The 17,027-nt window shown below is 70.9% G+C and carries 16 protein-coding genes; 8 read left to right on the forward strand and 8 right to left on the reverse strand.

Annotated elements, in window-relative coordinates:
• Window positions 1-5: 5 nt before the first annotated feature.
• On the reverse strand, window positions 6-1,724 hold the full coding sequence (locus PWG71_RS00220) for an AMP-binding protein (RefSeq protein ID WP_274807390.1): 1,719 nt from the start codon (window positions 1,722-1,724) through the stop codon (window positions 6-8).
• A gap of 127 nt (window positions 1,725-1,851) precedes the next feature.
• Between PWG71_RS00220 and PWG71_RS00225 the strand changes: the two genes are divergently transcribed.
• Window positions 1,852-2,724 (forward strand): DUF4429 domain-containing protein, encoded by an 873-nt coding sequence (locus PWG71_RS00225; protein WP_274807391.1) that lies wholly within the window; start codon window positions 1,852-1,854, stop codon window positions 2,722-2,724.
• Window positions 2,725-2,808: 84 nt separating this feature from the next.
• Window positions 2,809-3,765 carry a prolyl aminopeptidase gene (gene pip, locus PWG71_RS00230; RefSeq protein WP_274807392.1) on the forward strand — a complete coding sequence of 319 codons (957 nt, stop codon included), beginning with the start codon at window positions 2,809-2,811 and terminating at the stop codon, window positions 3,763-3,765.
• A 186-nt stretch (window positions 3,766-3,951) separates the two neighbouring features.
• Here the strand turns inward: pip and PWG71_RS00235 are convergent, their stop codons facing one another.
• Both PWG71_RS00235 and PWG71_RS00240 read right to left on the reverse strand, forming a co-directional pair.
• Window positions 3,952-5,175 (reverse strand): NAD(P)/FAD-dependent oxidoreductase, encoded by a 1,224-nt coding sequence (locus PWG71_RS00235; RefSeq protein WP_342455930.1) that lies wholly within the window; start codon window positions 5,173-5,175, stop codon window positions 3,952-3,954.
• 11 nt (window positions 5,176-5,186) lie between these two features.
• Window positions 5,187-6,149, reverse strand: coding sequence for an asparaginase (locus PWG71_RS00240; protein WP_274807393.1), 963 nt, complete (start codon window positions 6,147-6,149; stop codon window positions 5,187-5,189).
• A gap of 183 nt (window positions 6,150-6,332) precedes the next feature.
• Between PWG71_RS00240 and PWG71_RS00245 the strand changes: the two genes are divergently transcribed.
• A complete protein-coding gene (locus PWG71_RS00245) occupies window positions 6,333-7,250 on the forward strand; it encodes a 3'-5' exonuclease (protein WP_274807394.1) in 918 nt (305 codons plus the stop codon).
• Here the strand turns inward: PWG71_RS00245 and PWG71_RS00250 are convergent.
• From PWG71_RS00250 to PWG71_RS00260, 3 genes are all read right to left on the reverse strand, one after another.
• Window positions 7,244-7,483: a hypothetical protein gene (locus PWG71_RS00250; RefSeq protein ID WP_274807395.1), complete on the reverse strand. Its 240-nt coding sequence runs from the start codon at window positions 7,481-7,483 to the stop codon at window positions 7,244-7,246. The two genes, PWG71_RS00245 and PWG71_RS00250, sit on opposite strands and share 7 nt — an antisense overlap.
• A gap of 130 nt (window positions 7,484-7,613) precedes the next feature.
• Window positions 7,614-8,273: a TetR/AcrR family transcriptional regulator gene (locus tag PWG71_RS00255; protein WP_274807396.1), complete on the reverse strand. Its 660-nt coding sequence runs from the start codon at window positions 8,271-8,273 to the stop codon at window positions 7,614-7,616.
• A gap of 114 nt (window positions 8,274-8,387) precedes the next feature.
• A complete protein-coding gene (locus PWG71_RS00260; RefSeq protein WP_274807397.1) occupies window positions 8,388-9,065 on the reverse strand; it encodes a biliverdin-producing heme oxygenase in 678 nt (225 codons plus the stop codon).
• A gap of 459 nt (window positions 9,066-9,524) precedes the next feature.
• Here PWG71_RS00260 and PWG71_RS00265 point away from each other — a divergent pair, with 459 nt between their 5' ends.
• From PWG71_RS00265 to PWG71_RS00285, 5 genes are all read left to right on the forward strand, one after another.
• Window positions 9,525-10,799 carry a PP2C family protein-serine/threonine phosphatase gene (locus tag PWG71_RS00265; protein ID WP_274807398.1) on the forward strand — a complete coding sequence of 425 codons (1,275 nt, stop codon included), beginning with the start codon at window positions 9,525-9,527 and terminating at the stop codon, window positions 10,797-10,799.
• 23 nt (window positions 10,800-10,822) lie between these two features.
• A complete protein-coding gene (locus PWG71_RS00270; protein ID WP_274807399.1) occupies window positions 10,823-12,751 on the forward strand; it encodes a sensor histidine kinase in 1,929 nt (642 codons plus the stop codon).
• Between the two features lie 8 nt (window positions 12,752-12,759).
• Entirely contained in the window at window positions 12,760-13,194 is a 435-nt protein-coding gene (locus tag PWG71_RS00275; protein ID WP_274807400.1) for a response regulator, read from the forward strand.
• Window positions 13,195-13,275: 81 nt separating this feature from the next.
• Window positions 13,276-13,806: a low molecular weight protein-tyrosine-phosphatase gene (locus tag PWG71_RS00280; RefSeq protein WP_274807401.1), complete on the forward strand. Its 531-nt coding sequence runs from the start codon at window positions 13,276-13,278 to the stop codon at window positions 13,804-13,806.
• A gap of 82 nt (window positions 13,807-13,888) precedes the next feature.
• The gene (locus tag PWG71_RS00285; protein ID WP_274808090.1) at window positions 13,889-14,740 is read left to right on the forward strand and encodes a fructosamine kinase family protein; all 852 of its coding nucleotides are present in this window, start codon (window positions 13,889-13,891) and stop codon (window positions 14,738-14,740) included.
• Between the two features lie 291 nt (window positions 14,741-15,031).
• On the opposite strand, the gene PWG71_RS00290 is transcribed toward PWG71_RS00285, so the two are convergent.
• Both PWG71_RS00290 and PWG71_RS00295 read right to left on the reverse strand, forming a co-directional pair.
• Window positions 15,032-15,994, reverse strand: a complete 963-nt coding sequence (locus PWG71_RS00290) for a carbohydrate ABC transporter permease (RefSeq protein WP_274807402.1) — start codon at window positions 15,992-15,994, stop codon at window positions 15,032-15,034.
• The gene (locus tag PWG71_RS00295) at window positions 15,991-16,968 is read right to left on the reverse strand and encodes a carbohydrate ABC transporter permease (RefSeq protein ID WP_274807403.1); all 978 of its coding nucleotides are present in this window, start codon (window positions 16,966-16,968) and stop codon (window positions 15,991-15,993) included. The genes PWG71_RS00290 and PWG71_RS00295 overlap by 4 nt, the downstream gene beginning before the upstream one ends.
• Window positions 16,969-17,027 lie beyond the last annotated feature (59 nt).

Consider the following 17,027-nt stretch of genomic DNA (forward strand, 5'->3'; position numbering starts at 1 on the left):
CCGGGTCAATCGTCCGGCTCGGACAGGTCCTCCTCCCAGAACTCGTTCGGATTGCGCGAACCGTCCGCGATCGTGCCGCGCTCGGCCTCCTCCCGGCGCAGCTGCACCCGACGGATCTTGCCCGAGACGGTCTTGGGCAGATCGGCGAACTCCAGGCGGCGGACCCTCTTGTAGGGCGAGAGGCGGGCCCGGGTGTGGGCCAGGATCGCTCGGGCGGTCTCGGCGGTGGGAGCCACTCCCGGGGCCGGTGTCACGAACGCCTTGGCCACCGCCAGCCGTAACGGATCGGGGGAGGGAACGACGGCGGCCTCGGCCACGTATTCGTGTTCCACGAGGACGCTTTCGAGTTCGAATGGTGAGATGCGGTAATCCGACGCCTTGAACACATCGTCCCCGCGGCCGATATAGGTAATGTTCCCGTTCGCGTCCCGGGCGGCGAGGTCGCCGGTGTGGAAGAGGCCCCGACGGGTCACCTGGCGGGTCAGCTCCGGGCTGTCGGCGTACCCCTTCATCACCCCCGGCGGCGCGTTGGTCATGTCCACGCAGATCTCGCCGGTGTCGGCGGGTTTGTCGGTGGCCGGGTCGACCAGCACGACGCGGTAGCCGGGCATCTCGCGGCCCATCGAGCCGGGGATCACGGGCTGCCCGGGGGAGTTGCCGATGAGCAGGGTCGTCTCGGTCTGGCCGAACCCGTCCCGGACGGTGATCCCCCACGCCTCACGCACCCGGTCCACCACCTCGGCGTTCAGCGGTTCCCCCGCGGCCAGTGCCTCGCGCAGGCCCACCTTCCACGACGCCAGGTCGGTCTGCACCAGCATCCGCCACACCGTCGGCGGGGCGCAGAAGGTGTCGACCCCGCGACGCACGATCTCATCGAGCAGTCGCTCGGGGGAGAAGTCGTTCTGGCGGACCGTCAACACCGTCGCCTCGGCGTTCCACGGTCCGAACACGCTGCTGTAGGCGTGCTTGCCCCACCCGGGGACGGACACGTTGAGGTGCACGTCGCCCGGTCGCAGGCCCAGCCAGTACATGGTGGACAGGTGCCCGACCGGGTAGGAGCGCTGGGTGTGCACCACGAGCTTGGGCTTGGCGGTCGTCCCCGACGTGAAGTAGATGAGCAGGGGGTCGTCCGGGCCGACCCGGGAGGGCGGGTGGAACTCCAGTCCGGCGTGTTCGGAGTCCGGGTAACCGAGCCAGCCGTCCATGTACCCCACGCAGATCCGGGTCCAGTGCCCGTGCAGGCCGATGAACTTCTCGGTGTCCACCGGCGAACAGACCACGTGCTTGATCTCGCCGCGGTCCAACCGGTCCAACAGGTCGCCCTCGGTGAGGTTGGTGGCGGTGGGCACCACCACCGCGCCGAGCTTGATCGCGGCCAGGGTGATCTCCCAGAGCTCCACCTGCGCGCCCAGCATCACCAGGATGCGGTCGCCCGGGTGCACGCCCTGACCGTACAACCAGTTGGCGACCTGCGAGGAGCGCTCCGACATGTGCCGGTAGGTGTACTTCTCCTCCTCGCCGTCCTCGTTCACGATCCACAGCGCGGTGCGGTCGGGTCTGCGCTCGGCCACCTCGTCGAAGTGGTCCAGCGCCCAGTTGAACACCGCGGGTCGCGGCCAGATGAACTCCCGGTGAGCGGCCTCGCGGTCATCCCGCAGCCGCAGGAGCAGATCGCGCGCCGCGCGGAACTCCGCGGCCCCTTCGGCCGCCGCCTCTTTGGACATCGCTTCGACCTTTCGGATCTTCGCCCGCCTCGGTCCAGGGCCGGTGTTCTGCGGTTTCTACCCGCGATGGGCGCGGGTGACGCCTGGCGCCCCTGTTCCGGCCCCGCGCGTCCTAGGATGGTGAAGCATGGAGGAACTGCGGGGCTACCACGGCATCTGGAGAATCGACGACGAGGCGATACGGATCCGCTTCGATTCCGGACGCAGGGTGCCCACGCTGTTCAAGGCGTTGGGCGGCTGCACGGTGCCGCTGGCGGCGGTGCGCGACGTCGACTTCGACAGGGGCGACCGCAAGCGCGGATGGCGGCTGCGGCTGGAGTTGGCCCGCGGTACTGACCCGTACGTGATGTTGGGCGTGTCCGCCCGCGACGAGCTCACCCCTCTGGTCCTGGCCGGCCCGCACGACCGCGAACTCGTCGCCGAGTACGTCGCCGACCGGATCAGGGCCGGCGCCCACTACGTCCGTGAGACCCTGGCGACCCCGCCCGACCGGGGCGAGATCGCCCGAGCCCTGGTGGCCCGTCCCCCGTTGCAGGTGCGCACGGCCGAGGGGTCGGCCTCCTTCGACGGCGACAAGGTGCGCCTGCAATGGGACGGGTGGCTGGCCAGTTCCGCCAAGGAGAAGGAGAAGTCCCGCGAGTACCGGCTGGCGGAGATCGAATCGGTGCTCTGGCACCCGCCGGCCGACGTCACCGAGGGGTGCATGCGCATCGTGCTGCGCGGGGTCACCCTGCCCGAGGCGACCGCGCTGGACAACGACTTCTTCACCCTCGCCTCGCACGGTTCCAAGGGCGCGGAGGAGACCTTCCTGATGGCGGCGACCTTGAACGCCCACATCGAGGGGGCCGCCCCGGCCGCCGTCGAGAGCGGTGCAGACGACACGGGCGGCGCCGAGGACATCTTCGCCAAGATCCGCGAACTGGGGCGGTTGCACGCCGAAGGGCTGCTCACCGACGAGGAGTTCTCGACCAAGAAGGCCGAACTCCTCGACCGCCTCTGAGATCTCCGGAAGAACCCGGACACCCCCCCTGACCCGCCCCGGGATCGTCCGGGGCGTACGACGACCTTCAGGAAGGGCCACGCTGTGCGCACCCTGTACCCGCCCATCGAACCGTACGACTCGGGCATGCTCGATGTCGGCGACGGACACCGCGTCTACTGGGAGCTGTGCGGCAACCCCGCGGGCAAGCCCGTGGTGTTCCTGCACGGTGGACCCGGCGGCGGCTGCGTCCCCGACCACCGTCGGCTGTTCGACCCGGAGCGGTACCGGATCCTGCTGTTCGACCAGCGCAACTGCGGGCGCTCCACTCCGCACGCCGGGCAGATGGACGCCGACCTGTCCACCAACACCACCTGGACGCTGGTGGAGGACATGGAGCGGCTGCGCGAGATGATCGGCGTGGACGCCTGGCAGGTGTTCGGCGGGTCGTGGGGGAGCTGTCTGGCCCTGGCCTACGCGCAGACCCACCCGGGCCGGGTCACCGAGCTGATCGTGCGGGGCGTCTTCACGCTGCGCGACGAGGAGCTGCGCTGGTTCTACCAGGAGGGGGCGTCGATGATGTTCCCCGACCTGTGGGAGTCCTATCTGGCGCCCATCCCGGAGGAGGAGCGCGACGACCTCATCGCCGCCTACGCCCGCCGACTGGGGTCGCCGGAGCGGGAGGTCCGGCTGGCGGCGGCCCGGGCGTGGAGCGTGTGGGAGGGCTCCACCGTGACGCTGCTGCCCAACGAGCGACTGCGCGAGCACCACGCGGACGAGGAGTACGCGCTGGCGTTCGCCCGGATCGAGAACCACTTCTTCGTCAACAAGGGGTTCTTCACGCCCGAACAGCTGATCGAGGGCGCCGAGCGCATCCGGCACATCCCCGGGGTGATCGTGCAGGGCCGCTACGACGTGTGCACCCCGGTGCGCACCGCCTACGACCTGCACCGTGCGTGGCCGGAAGCGGAGTTCCACATCGTCGACGACGCGGGGCACGCGTTCAGCGAGCCCGGCATCCTGGACCGGCTGATCGAGGCGACGGACCGGTTCGCGAAGTGACCGCGGCCCGGGCGCGCCGCGGCGCGCCCGGGGCCCGCGCCGGTCGAGGCCGACCCGTGTGAGAGCGACGCCCCGCGCGCGGGTGCCGTCCCCCGGGAGGTGGGACGACGGCCTCCCGTGCGGCTCGACCGCGGGTCCCCGACCGACGGGTACGGGAGGGTCCGTCGGGCCGACCGGGGCGCGCCGTCACCTTGAGGTGCCGGCCGCCGCCAGGGCCTCGTCCCAGGTGGTCGCCCGCTCCAGCAGTCCCCGATAGCGCATGGTGCGCGGGGTGGAGCGCAGCCCGAGCACGCCGGTGAGCACGCCGCCCCGGCCGAGGAACGCCACGAATTTCCGGTCCTCCACGGAGCCGTGCACGACGGCGACCTGATCCGCCGGGGCGCCCTGCCCCAGAAGCTGGATCTTCATCTTGTATTGGTCCGACCAGAAGTAGGGCACCGGGGTGAAGGGTTCGCGCTCCTCCGGGGAGACGAGCAGGTTGTGCGCGACCGCCGCGGCCTGCTCGCCGGCGTTGGTCCAGTGCTCCAGCCGGACGCGCCCGCCGTAACGGGGGTGCGGCCAGTTCGCCAGGTCGCCGACCGCGTACACGTCGGGCGCGGTGGTCGCCGAGTACACGTCGCACGCCACCGACCCGTCGGCCAGCAGTTCGACGGACGATCCCCGCAGCCACCCGGTGTTGAGGTCCACTCCGATGCCGGCCACGACGAGGGGCGTCCCGATGACGGTCCCGTCGGTGAGCCTGACCCGTTCGATCGTGCCGTCGCCCTCGTAGGCCGCCACCCCGGAACCCAGGCGCACGTCCACGCCGTTCTCGCGATGCAGCTCGGTCAGCACCGACCCCAGACGCGGGTCGATCACCCGGGTGAGCGGTGTCGGGGCCGCCTCCACCAGGGTCACGTCGACCCCGAGGGCGCGTGCGCTCGCCGTCACCTCGGCGCCGACGAACCCCGCCCCCACGACCACCAGCCGACCGTGGTGGGTCAGCAGGGGGCGCAGTGCCTCGGCGTCGTCCAGGGTGCGCAGCACGTGCACGCCGGCCAGGTCGGTGTCGGGCCGGCGGGCCCGTGCCCCCGTCGCGATGACCAGTCCGTCGTAGGCGATGTCACCATCGTCGAGCTTCACCGAGCGGGCGTCGGTGTCCAGCCCGATCGCCCTGGTGCCCGGACGGAAGTCCAGGTCCAGGGCGTCGATCTCCGCGTCCTCCATGAGCCGCAGCGCCCGGTTCCCGGCCAGCGGGCCCGGGGCCAGGCCCAACCCGGTCAGCGCCTCCTTGGAGAGCGGCGGGCGGGAGTAGGGGCGGTGCGCCTCCTCCCCGAGGAGCGTGATCCGTCCCTCGAAGCCGCGTTCGCGCAGGCCGGCCGCCGTGTACAGGCCCGCCGTGCCGGCACCGACGATGACGATGTTTCGCACTGTGTCTCCGTTCAGAGCGGGCGGACCTCCCCCACCGCCGCTTCGCCACCGTGGACGGGGACCCGCAGTCGGTCCTCGACGGGGGTGACGTCCACGCCCAGGGTGCGCAGGGCGTCGAGTGCGACCAGGGTACGCGCCCGCTCGGCGGCGTCCCCGTCACTGATCTTCACGGCGACGGTCTCCCCGGTGGCCGCCCCCAGGATCAGCACCCCGTCGGCGCCGATCTTGGAGACCAGGCCGGGCATGCGCGTCATCAGGTCGGTGTCCACCCGGCCTGTGCCGGACACGTACTCGGGGTGGGCGCTCATGGCCGCCAGGACCGCGTGCTCGGGGGACCCCTCGGGGGCGGTGCGCATCCGCCACAGCCCTCGGGCCAGGCCGGCCAGGGAGACGGCCAGCTGGGGCGCCCCGCAGCCGTCGACGGCGGTGTGCGCGACCGGTTCGCCGCACAGGTCCTCGATGGCCTCGCGGACGAGCGTTTGGAGGGGGTGTCCCGGGTCGAGGTAGTCCTCGGTGTCCCATCCCCGGGCGACGCACGCGGAGAGCATCCCGGCGTGTTTGCCGGAACAGTTCATCAGCAGGCGGTCGGGTTCGCGGCCGGCCCGCACGAACTCCTGCCGGGCCGCCGATCCACCGGGGACGGCGGGCGGGCAGCGCAGCGCGTCGGGGGTGAGTCCGGCCTCCGCGAGGATGAGCCGTGCGCGTTCCTCGTGGATCGGTTCGCCGCCGTGGCTGCCGGCCGCGATGGCCAGGGACGGGCCGCTCAGCGGCGCGCCGGCGCGCAGCATCGCCAGGGCCTGGAAGGGCTTGGCGGACGAGCGGGGGAACATCGGCTGGTGCACGGGTCCGCGCGCGTGGGCGATCCGCCCGTCGGCGGCCAGCCCCACGACCGCGCCGTAGTGCACGCTCTCACGCATCCCCGAACGGGTCACCTCGGCGAGGGGGACGTATTCGGGCAGCAGGGCTCGGGTCATACGGGGCTCCTCATCGTTGAAGAGTGCGTGGAGTGTCCGTGGATGTACGGACATGCGTCAGAACGTTACCGCCAGGCTCTTTCTTCCTTTTGCCCGGGACGAGGGGTGGCCCCGTACGTCGGAAGCCGGGAGTAAGGTCGTGGCGGTGGAACCACGGGTCACGACGAAGGGAACGGGCACACGATGGGAACGCTGCGGATGGGCGTGCTGACCCGGCGCAGGGTCGGCCTCCGGGCGGCGGACCTGGAGTACGCGGTGCTCGACACGGAGACGACCGGCCTGGACCCGCGCACGGGCGCCCGCATCGTGGAGATCGCGGTGGTCCGGGTGCGCGGTGACGGCACCCTCCTGGAGGAGTTCACCACCCTGGTCGACCCCCGGGCCGACGTGACCGGCCGCGAGTTCCACGGCATCGGGGAGGGCGATGTCATCGGTGCCCCGACCGCCGACGAGGTGGTACCGGAGGTGGTCCGGTTGCTCTCGGGTGCCGTGGTGGTCGGCCACAACCTCGACTTCGAGCAGCGTTTCCTCACCTCGGAACTGGTGCCCTTCGGGCTCCCCGAGAGCCTGCCGGGGCTGTGCACGCTGCGCGCCCTGCGCGCACAGGTGGACCTGGAGCGCTATTCGCTTCCCAAGGCGTCGTACGCGCTGAGCGGCGTGTGGCCGACCGGTCAGCACACCGCCCTGGGTGACGCCCGTGCCTGTGCGCGACTTCTGGTGGAGATGATCGCCAACGCCCCGGGGGAACTGCGCTACCGGGGCGCGCCGCCGCTCCCGGTCGCGATCCCGGCGCCGCGCCGGGTCCCGGTGGCCGCGGGCGCCCCCGCGGAGGGGGTCCGCTGGAAGCCGCGCACGGCCGCGCCGCCCGGGGACCTGCTCACCCCGCGCCCGTGGGCCGACATCCGTTGGCGTTCCCTGGAACTGGACCCGCTGCTGTGCGGCGGCGCCTTCGGGGCGACCGACCGGGCCATCGCGGAGATGGCGGCGCACCGGGACGCGCGCACGCGTCGCCGGGTCGCGGCGGCGGTCGCGGTCGCCGGAGGATTGGCGGCCGGTGGCCTGTTGGCGGGGCTGAGGCACCGCCTCCGGGTGCGTCAGTAACCGGACAGGACGAGGAAGAACGCGACGATCAGCGCGCTGCCGCCCAGGGTGGTGAGCAGGGCGCGGCCCTGTTCGGTCAACCGGGCGGAGGCCAGCCGCAACCGCGGTGGGGCCGTCACGGTCCGGACGGCCGTCGGACGGCCGCCGGGTCGGTCGGGGACGTAAGAGGGCACCTTGTTGAACATCGCGATCAGCACCAGCACGGCGCCGATCGTCAGGAGTGCGAGCGACACGGAGGGGAGAACCTTCACGACTCGGGTCCGGGATCATGATTCCTACCGGATCCGGGGTGCGGTTCTCGACTCGGTATCGCCCGATGGCCACGCCGATGCCCGTTACGGGCGGACCCTTATGACCCGCAGCTCACGAGTGGTCGCCGAACGTATCGTTCCTGGGGCGCTCAAGGACGATGGTCTCCACGGTTTCGGACGCCACCCCCAGGGCGCGCAGCACGAACCGGGTGACGAGGGCGTGCGTCTCCTCCAGGTCGATATCCCCGCTGACCAGGGGGAGGCGCTGGGAGCCGACCATCGACAGGGTGAGCCGGGCGACCGCCTCGGCGGGCATCGCGTCGAACTCGCCGCCGGCGATCCCCTCCTCCAGGATCTCCGTCAGCAGACTCTGCATCGGGGCCACGTGGGCGGCCAGCGCCCGGTAGGCCTGCGGACCGAGGCTGGCGCCGAGTTCGGCGGCGGGCGGGTGCGGGTGCGCCATGATGCCCTGGAGTTGAAGGCGGACGAACGCCGAGAGCCGTCGTGCCGCGGACACGCCCGAGGGGAGTTCGCGCCGGTAACTCTCCACGAAGCGGTTGTTGACCTCTTCGGTGAAGGCCAACAGCAGGGTGGGCTTGTCCGGGAAGTAGTTGTAGAGCGCGGTGCGGGTGATGCCGGCGGCGTTGGCGACGTCGGTCATGGAGACGCGATCGATCCCCTGTGACCTGATCAGCTCGTCGACGGCCTCCATGATGCGCTCCCGTGTGCGGGCACGGTGGGCGGCGATGGTGGGCGCCGTGATCTTGGGCATTCCTCTATGGTGGCACGCCGAAGGGGCCGGACCGCACCGGTCCGGCCTCGCCGCCGTCCTTCTCCACGGCTTCCGCCCGGGTGGGGTCGGATGTCCGAACCCGGCCGCCCGGGGTCAGGCCCCGGTGACGTGCAGCCGTCCCAGGTCGGCGAACACCTCGGTGTTGAACCGGTAGGCGAGGCGGGTCTCGTCGATGAGCCGGTCGGCGGTCGCGGCGTCCGGCTCCAGGGAGTCGAGCCGCTCGCGGTAGCCGGCGCGGAACCTCGGCAGACTGCCCAGTCCGTCGAACACGTAGAAGGAGACCCCCTCCTCGGTGAGCCCGTAGGCCTTGGCGGCGGTGCGGCGGATGAACTGCCCGCCGGAGACGTCGCCCATGTACCGGGTGTAGTGGTGGGCCACGAACCCTTCGGGGCGGTCGATCATCTGCTCGATGCGGGCGACGTAGGTGCGGGTGGCGGGGGTGGGGGAGACGAGCCCGCGCCAGTCGGCGCCGAGCAGGTGCTCCAGGTCGCGGACCAGGGAGGGGACCCGCTCCAGTTCGGGGTAGTGGAACCGGCCGGCCACGGGGTCCTCGATCAGCGCCCGGCCGACCCGCTCCAGGGCGACGTAGGCGAAGTAGTGCTGGGCGACCATCGCGATGTACCCGGGCAGGGGGAGGGTGCCGGACATGAGGGCCTGCGTGAAGCCGTGGTCCTCGGCGGCCTGGTGGTCGCTCCACGTGGCGGCCTTGAGCCGCTCGGAGAACAGCTCCGAGTCGGGGGCCGTGGTGGGGGCTTCGGCCGTGACGCTCATCCGCGTTCTCCCTCTTCCTAGGTCGGTGCCTTTGATGACATCATGTCATTTAGGTGAGCCTTCCTTCAAGATGGATACGACAGGTCGTCGTTAAAAAAACGGCCGAAGAGCGCTTGGCATGTGTCGGGCGTCACAATGTGGTGTCCCATGCGTTGCACATGCCCCTGCACGCGCACCCTTCCATGGCCGAAGGCACCCCGGATTCCCTTGTCCGGAGCCACTTCCCGGCTCCCGATCCCTCGTCGGAAGCCCGGTTCCCCCGTCCGGCGTTGTATGTGTCTCCCCCACGCCTGCTGGTCAACAGGTCCTCGGGGCGTTTATCTTTTGGGAAGCCATGCGGTCCGAACCACCCCGGGGTGTCCGTCTCGGACCACGGGCGGCGTGACGGCGAGCAGCCGCGGACCGTCAGACCGAAGGCGATGAGTGGATACCAGGAGAACAGGGCACGATCCCACAGCGGTGATCGGTGCGGGGGCGGCGCACGCCGTTCCCGCCGATGGTGTTGCCGCCAACGGCCGCGCCACGCCGGGCGAGGCCGCCCTGAACGAACGGGTGGAGGCTGCCGTCGAATCGGTTGACGTCCTGCTGATCGAAGACGATGCGGGTGACGCCTTCCTCGCCGAGGAACTGCTCGCCGAAACGGCGCTCACCACCCGCATCACCTGGGTCTCCACCCTCAAGGACGCCCGCGAGCACCTCAAGGGCTTCCGCGGCTGCGTCCTGCTCGACCTCAACCTGCCCGACGCGCACGGCCTGGACCTGCTCCGGGAGGTCCTCCAGAGCGCCCCCGCCGCGGCCGTCGTCGTCTTCACCGGACTCGACGACGAGCACGAGGGCATCGCCGCCGTCGCCGCCGGCGCCCAGGACTACCTCGTCAAGGGCCAGGTCGACGGCTCCCTCCTCGGCCGCAGCCTGCGCTACTCCCTGGAACGCCGCCGCGCCGACGAGAACGCCCACCAGCTCCGCGAGGCCCGTCTGCGAGCCCGCGAGAACATGCGCCTCGAACGCGGCCTGCTGCCCCAGGTGCTCCTCCAGCGCTCACCGCTCAGCCATCGCGCCTACTACCGGCCCGGCCGCAAGCGCGCCATCGTCGGCGGCGACTTCTACGACGCGGTCGAGAAGGACGGCACCACCCACATCATCATCGGTGACGTCAGCGGCCACGGCCCCGACGAGGCCGCCCTCGGCGTCAGCCTGCGCATCGCCTGGCGCACCCTCATCATGGCCGGCGTCGCCGAACCCACGGTGCTGCCCAACCTGGAGGCCATCCTCGTCAGCGAGCGGGCCCAGGAGGAGATGTACGCGACGCTGTGCATGGCCAGCATGGACACCGGCGACGACCGGGTCCGGCTGCGCGTCCTCGGTCACCCGCCGCCCATGATCGTCCGGGACGCCTCCGTGGAGGAGACCCCTGTCGCCCCCCAGCCTCCCCTCGGGGTCTTCCCCGTGGAGGACGCGGACGTCGACGAGGTCGTGCTCCCGCGCGGGTCCAGCCTGTTGATGTACACCGACGGCCTCGTCGACGCCTACGACGGGACCCCGCCCGCGCGCCTGGAGGTCGCGGGCCTGCGCCGGCTGGTCACCGGTGTCCTGGAACAGGGCGTGTCCCTCGCCCGCCTGCCCGAACGGGTGGTGGACGAGGCCGAACGGAGCAACGGCGGACCGCTCCAGGACGACGTGGCGATGCTCCTCATCAGCCACGACGACCACCAGGGGAACGGAGAGCGGGAGTGACTCCTGCCGGGGAGGGGGCGGCCATGGCGACCGATACCGACGGAGCCGGAACCCCTTCGGGCTCCCACGTGGCCCCGGTCCCCTCCATCGGCGGCACCCACTTCGTCAACGGGGACAAGGGCCGCCCGGCGGCCCCCCACCAGTCGTGGAGCCTGCGCCGTCGGGTGACCAGCCTGTTGACCGTGGTCGCGGTCGTCCTGGTCGTCGCGGTCTCGATCATCACCCTGGCCGCCTTCAGCGCCCGCGACTCCCTGGTGCTCCAGGTCGACTCGCTCACCCCGGCGGTCGGTTCCGTCGAACAGACCCGCGCGGCCTACCTGACCCAGGATCACGCCCTGCGCGGCTACATCCTCACCGAGGAGCGCGAGTTCCTCCAGCCCTACATCGACGCGCGGTTCAGGCTCACCGAGGAGCGGGCGGTCCTGCGCGAGCTGGCCGAGTCCAGCAGGGAGACCGACCCGCTCCTCGCGGACAACATCGACGCCCTGCTCGCGGCCGGCGACATCTGGACCGAGGAGTTCGCCGAACCCACCCTGGAGCAGGTCGGCAACGGCCAGGAGCCCTCCCAGGACGACCTGCGCCGCGGTCGGGTCCTCTACCTGGAGCTCACCCGCGCCAGCGAGGCCACCGTCCAGCAGCTGGGGACCGAGATCGACGAGGCCCGCAGCGGCCTGACCCTGGCCACCCAGCAGGTCGTCGCCCTGCTGGTGCTGGTCGGGCTGGTCGTGGTGTTCCTCTCGGTGTTCCTGTGGGTGATGCTCCAGCAGTGGGTGCTGCGTCCCCTCGACGAGCTCGCCGGGCACATGCGCCAGGTGTCGGAGGGCTACTACGCCCACCGCATCTCCCTGCACGGACCGCCCGAGATCGTCCGGCTCGGACGGGACGTGGACGCCATGCGCGAACGCATCGTCCAGGACCTGGACGAGGTCGCGTCGGCCCGGCGCAAACTCCAGGAGCAGTCCGGGCTGCTGGAGCACCAGGCCGAGGAGCTGCGCCGGTCCAACCTGGAACTGGAGCAGTTCGCCTACGTCGCCTCCCACGACCTCCAGGAGCCGTTGCGCAAGGTCGCCAGCTTCTGCCAGCTGCTCCAGCGCCGGTACCAAGGGCAGCTCGACGAGCGCGCCGACTCCTACATCGACTTCGCGGTCGAGGGCGCCAAGCGCATGCAGACCCTCATCAACGACCTGTTGGCCTTCTCCCGGGTCGGCCGCACCAAGGACTCCTCCCCGGTGGACCTCGAACGGGCCCTCGACGACGCCCTGAGCAGTCTGTCCACCCGCCTGGAGGAGACACGGGCCGAGGTCACCTGGGCCGAGCTGCCCACCGTCCGGGGCGACCGCACCCTCCTCACCCAGGTGTTCTTCAACCTGGTGGGCAACGCCGTGAAGTTCCGCGGCGAGGACGACCCGAGGGTCCACATCGGCGTCGAACGCGAGGACGACGAGTGGATCTTCAGCTGCCAGGACAACGGAATCGGGATCGAACCGCAGTACGCCGAGCGCATCTTCGTGATCTTCCAGCGGTTGCATACGAGGGAGAAGTACACGGGAACCGGTATCGGTCTGGCGATGTGCAAGAAGATCGTCGAATTCCACGGCGGTCGCGTCTGGCTCGACACCGCACACGGATCCGAAACCACCGGTGAGGGGGAGTCCCCCCGTACCGGAACGCGCATATGCTGGTCTCTGCCCGTCGACTCCGGGCTGGAAGCGACTTCGGAACCGGGTGGGACCCGGACCGCCGAGATCGCCGACGACGGAGTCCGAGAGGTCGAGCCCGCCCCCGCGGACCCGGCACCGGCGGCCGCACGATGGTCCAGGGGTGGGGACGACCCGGAGACGGACGCTCCCGAGGGCGATGCCCCCGGGACACCCTCCGGTGCGCCCGCACCCGATGGCGGTACGGTTCCCCCCGACAACGGGGCGGAACCTGACAGGGGTTCTGAAGGTTGAGCGAGGTCATGTTGGTGCATCCGATCGAGGTGCTGCTGGTCGAGGACGACCCGGGCGACGTCCTCATGACCAAGGAGGCGTTCGAGGAACACAAGCTGGGCAACCGCCTGCACGTGGTCTCCGACGGCGTCGAGGCGCTCCGTTTCCTGCGCCGGGAGGGCGAGTACGCCGAGGCCCCACGTCCGCACCTGATCCTCCTCGACCTCAACCTGCCCCGGAAGGACGGGCGGGAGGTCCTCCAGGAGGTCAAGAACGACGAGGAACTGGCGCACATCCCCGTCGTCGTGCTCACCACCTCCGAGGCGGAGGAGGACGTGTTGCGCAGCTACCGCCTGCACGCCAACGCCTACGTTCCCAAGCCGGTCGACTTCGACCAGTTCATCAAGGTCGTTCGGCAGATAGACGACTTCTTCGTCACCGTGGTGCGGCTGCCCAAGGGCTGAACCGGAGCCGGAGCGGGATCCGACGAACGCGCGTGTTCGCGAAACGGGTGGACGCGCCTGTTTTTCGTTACGGTAAGGGGTATGAGCTTGCCGGAACCCCGCGACCCCGCCGGCCCCTACCGCGTCGGCGTGGTGTGCCTGGGCAACATCTGTCGCTCGCCCATGGCCGCCAAGGTGCTGACGGCCGACCTGGAACGGGCCGGACTGGAGGACCTCGTCGAGGTGGACAGCTCCGGTACCGGCGACTGGCATGTGGGCGGCGCGATGGATCCACGGGCCGCCTCCACGCTCCGCGTGCACGGATACCTCGTCGATCACACCGCCCGACAGTTCGATCCGTCCGATCTGGCCGGCCTCGACCTGCTCCTGGCCATGGACCTGGACAACCTCGACGACCTGCGCCGCGTCATCGACCGCCACGGGCCCGAACACGGCTTCGCCCCCTCCCGGCTGAGGCTGTTCCGCTCCTTCGCCCCCGGGGCGGGGCCCAACGCCGAGGTACCCGACCCCTACTACGGCGGTGACGACGGGTTCACCGCGGTGCTCAACATGGTGGAGGCCGCCGCCAAGGGCCTGACCGGTGAACTCACCGCCCTTCTGAAGCAGCGGTAGACGGGGCCCGGTGGTGGAGGGGGGATCCGTGTGCGCCGCAGGCGGTGACGAGGGGCGACGTCGGGACCCGGTCAAGGGGACCATGGCGGAACGGCTGACCGCCCTGCTCGGTCACCGGGTGCGCCGGGCGGTCCGGGCCGAACACGGCCACGACTGGGACATCTCCTACGCCGAGGTCGAGGACGGCACCCGCCTGTTCGTCAAGTCCCTGCCGCGCACCGCCGCACCCAGCGCCGTGCTCACCTCCGAGGCCCGGGGACTGACCTGGCTGGGGCGCGCCTTCGGCTCGCCCGCCCTGGAACCGGTGGCCTGGGACGACCGCATCCTGGTGCTCCCCTGGGTGGAGGAACGCGAACCCTCCCCGTCCGCCGCCGAACGCCTGGGCCGTCGGCTCGCCGGGATGCACCTGACCGGTGCCGACCACTTCGGCGCCCCGTGGCCCGGCTACATCGGCCCGTTGCCCATGGACAACACGCCGTCCGGGAAGTGGCCGACCTTCTACGCCGAACAGCGACTGCGCCCCTACCTGCGCCGGGCCGCCGACCAGGGCGGATTGACCCCCTCCGACGTGCGGATCGTGGAGAAGGTGGTGGACCGCGTCGCCGACCTGGCCGGAGAGCCCGAACCGCCCGCCCGGATCCACGGGGACCTGTGGAGCGGGAACGTGCTCTGGCGCGGCCGGGACGCGGTGCTCGTCGACCCGGCCGCCCACGGCGGGCACCGGGAGGCCGACCTGGCGATGCTCACCCTGTTCGGTCTCCCGCATCTGGAGCGGGTCCGCGACGCCTACAACGAGGTGGCGCCGCTGGCCGCCGGATGGCGTTCACGGGTGGCGCTGCACCAGCTGCACCCGCTCCTGGTGCACGTGTGCCTGTTCGGCGCCGCCTATCGGACCACCGTCCTGGAGGCCGCCCGCGCCGCCCTCAAGGGCTGAGGCGTGTTCCCTGGACGCTCTTCCGCGCTCTTGGGGTCGCGAGGGCGCCTTCGGGGTTCCGGGGGTCTGGAGCGAACCTCCGGGGAACGAGGAGGTGGGCGCGGGGCCGAAGCGCCCCGGTTCTCCCGGCGTGCCGAGCACGGACCGGAGCGGAGCGCGGGTTCGGCCCGTCCCGGGGACGTTCGACGGTCGCGAGGTGTCGAGCGACGCGAGGCCCGCGGACCCGCCTCCCGCCCCCACCAGGACCCCGCCGAGGCCCCGCGGCCGGAGCCCGCGGGGCCTCGGCGGCGGTCAGCCCTTGACGCTTCCGGCGAGGAGGCCGCGGACGAAGTAGCGCTGGAGGAGGAAGAACACCGCCAGCGGCACGATCATCGATACGAACGCGCCCGCGGTCAGTCGGTGCCAGGCCTCGCCCCGGGTACCGGCGAGTTCCGCCAGGCGCACGGTGAGCGGTGCGGTGGCGGTGTCGCCGCCGGTGAAGATCAGCGCCACCAACAGGTCGTTCCACACCCACAGGAACTGGAAGATGCCCAGTGAGACCAGGGCCGGGGCGATGAGCGGCAGCACGATCCGCACGAAGATGCGGCCGTGCCCGGCGCCGTCCACCCGGGCCGCCTCGAACAGCGTCCTCGGCAGTTGCGAGATGAAGTTGTGCAGCAGGAACACGCCCAGCGGCAGGCCGAAGATCGTGTGCGCCACCCACACGTTGGTGAACGCCATCGCCCCGCTCAGCTCCCAGGCGGGCAGCACCTGGAGCCCGCCGACGGACACGCCCTGGGAGAAGAAGCGCAGCAGCGGCACCAGCGACATCTGCAACGGCACGATCTGCAACGCGAAGATGCCCAGGAACAGCCAGTCGCGCCCCCGGAAGTCGATCCAGGCCAGCGCGTAGGCCGCCAGCGCGGCCACCCCGAGCACGAACACCGTCGCGGGCAGCGTGATCACGAACGAGTTCACGAAGTGGGTGGCCAGCCGCCCGTCGCTGGCGGTGCCGAACAGCACGTCCCGGTAGTTGTCGAGGGTGACCTCGGGGGAGGCGAAGAACGTCCACCACCCCGTGGTGCGGATCTGGTCGGCGGGCCGGAACGAGGAGATGAACAGTCCGGCCGTGGGCAACGTCCACAGCACGGCGATGACGAGCGCGGCCAGGCTCGCCGCCGTCCCGCTCAGCCGGCGCCGCACCCGGGCGGCCGGTCCCGGTCTCCGGGCGTCGACGAGCCCGGGGTCGGGGACGACGGTGGGGGTGGAGGTCATGACAGCTCCCTCGCCTTGCGGGTACGGCGGATCTGTAGCACCACCAGTGGAACGACCAGCACGAACAGGAACACCGCCAGGGCCGACCCCTGACCGATCTGGCCCTGGGAGAACGCCTGACTGTACATCTCGTTGGCGATCACGCTGGTGCCGTAGTTGCCGCCGGTCATCGTGCGGACGATGTCGAACACCTTCAGGGTCTGCACCGTGATGGTGATGAGCACGACCAGGACGGTCGGCCACACCGACGGCAGGGTGATGCGCCAGAACAGCTGTATCGGGCCGGCGCCGTCGATACGGGCGGCCTCGTTGATCTCGGCGGGGATGGCCTTGATCGCCGCCGACAGCACGACCATCGCGAACCCGGCCTGCACCCAGATGAGCACCATGATCAGCAGGAACGTGTTCAGTGGCTGTTCGAGCAGCCACAACCGGGGTTCGCCGCCGAACCACACGACGATCTGGTTGAACAGGCCGTACTGCTCCTGGTCGGCGGGCCGGTAGGCGAACACGAACCGCCAGATGATGCTCGCGCCGACGAACGAGATCGCCATGGGCATGAACACCAGCGACTTGGCCACGGGCTCGAACCGGGAGCGGTCCACCAGCACCGCGTAGACCAGGCCGATCGCGGTGGACAGGACCGGCGCGAACAGCACCCACAGCAGGGTGTTGCGCAGCACCAGCAGGATCTCCGGCCGCTGGAACATCCACAGGTAGTTGGCCAGCCCGACGAACTCGTCACCGGAGCGGTCGTGGAAGGACAGGTAGGTGGTGCGCAGGGCCGGGTAGACGAGCCCGCCCACGAGGAGGATCAGGGCGGGCGCGAGGAAGAGGAACGCCTGCCACCGGTCGCGTCGGGTGCGGGGCACATCGATGACGACCAGCAGCAGACCGATGACGCCGAGGAAGGCGACGATCCCGATGAGCATCCACACGATCTTGGGAAGCTCGTTCAGGAACGAGAACTCCATGGGTGGTCCCCTTGTCGGTGACAGATGAGAAGGGAGCCGGGCGGGGCGCGCCCCGCCCG

Source organism: Nocardiopsis sp. N85 (genome assembly GCF_028882275.1).
In the GTDB taxonomy this organism is placed as follows: Bacteria; Actinomycetota; Actinomycetes; order Streptosporangiales; family Streptosporangiaceae; genus Nocardiopsis; species Nocardiopsis lambiniae.

What these genes read in the sequence shown, in the direction of transcription:
- PWG71_RS00270 (WP_274807399.1), top strand. Translation starts at nt 10,823, where the DNA reads ATGGCGACCGATACCGACGGAGCCGGAACCCCTTCGGGCTCCCACGTG.
- PWG71_RS00240 (WP_274807393.1), bottom strand. Translation starts at nt 6,149, where the DNA reads ATGACCCGAGCCCTGCTGCCCGAATACGTCCCCCTCGCCGAGGTGACC.
- PWG71_RS00285 (WP_274808090.1), top strand. Translation starts at nt 13,889, where the DNA reads ATGGCGGAACGGCTGACCGCCCTGCTCGGTCACCGGGTGCGCCGGGCG.
- PWG71_RS00280 (WP_274807401.1), top strand. Translation starts at nt 13,276, where the DNA reads ATGAGCTTGCCGGAACCCCGCGACCCCGCCGGCCCCTACCGCGTCGGC.
- PWG71_RS00275 (WP_274807400.1), top strand. Translation starts at nt 12,760, where the DNA reads ATGTTGGTGCATCCGATCGAGGTGCTGCTGGTCGAGGACGACCCGGGC.
- PWG71_RS00295 (WP_274807403.1), bottom strand. Translation starts at nt 16,968, where the DNA reads ATGGAGTTCTCGTTCCTGAACGAGCTTCCCAAGATCGTGTGGATGCTC.
- PWG71_RS00255 (WP_274807396.1), bottom strand. Translation starts at nt 8,273, where the DNA reads ATGCCCAAGATCACGGCGCCCACCATCGCCGCCCACCGTGCCCGCACA.
- PWG71_RS00245 (WP_274807394.1), top strand. Translation starts at nt 6,333, where the DNA reads ATGGGAACGCTGCGGATGGGCGTGCTGACCCGGCGCAGGGTCGGCCTC.
- PWG71_RS00260 (WP_274807397.1), bottom strand. Translation starts at nt 9,065, where the DNA reads ATGAGCGTCACGGCCGAAGCCCCCACCACGGCCCCCGACTCGGAGCTG.
- PWG71_RS00225 (WP_274807391.1), top strand. Translation starts at nt 1,852, where the DNA reads ATGGAGGAACTGCGGGGCTACCACGGCATCTGGAGAATCGACGACGAG.
- PWG71_RS00290 (WP_274807402.1), bottom strand. Translation starts at nt 15,994, where the DNA reads ATGACCTCCACCCCCACCGTCGTCCCCGACCCCGGGCTCGTCGACGCC.
- PWG71_RS00220 (WP_274807390.1), bottom strand. Translation starts at nt 1,724, where the DNA reads ATGTCCAAAGAGGCGGCGGCCGAAGGGGCCGCGGAGTTCCGCGCGGCG.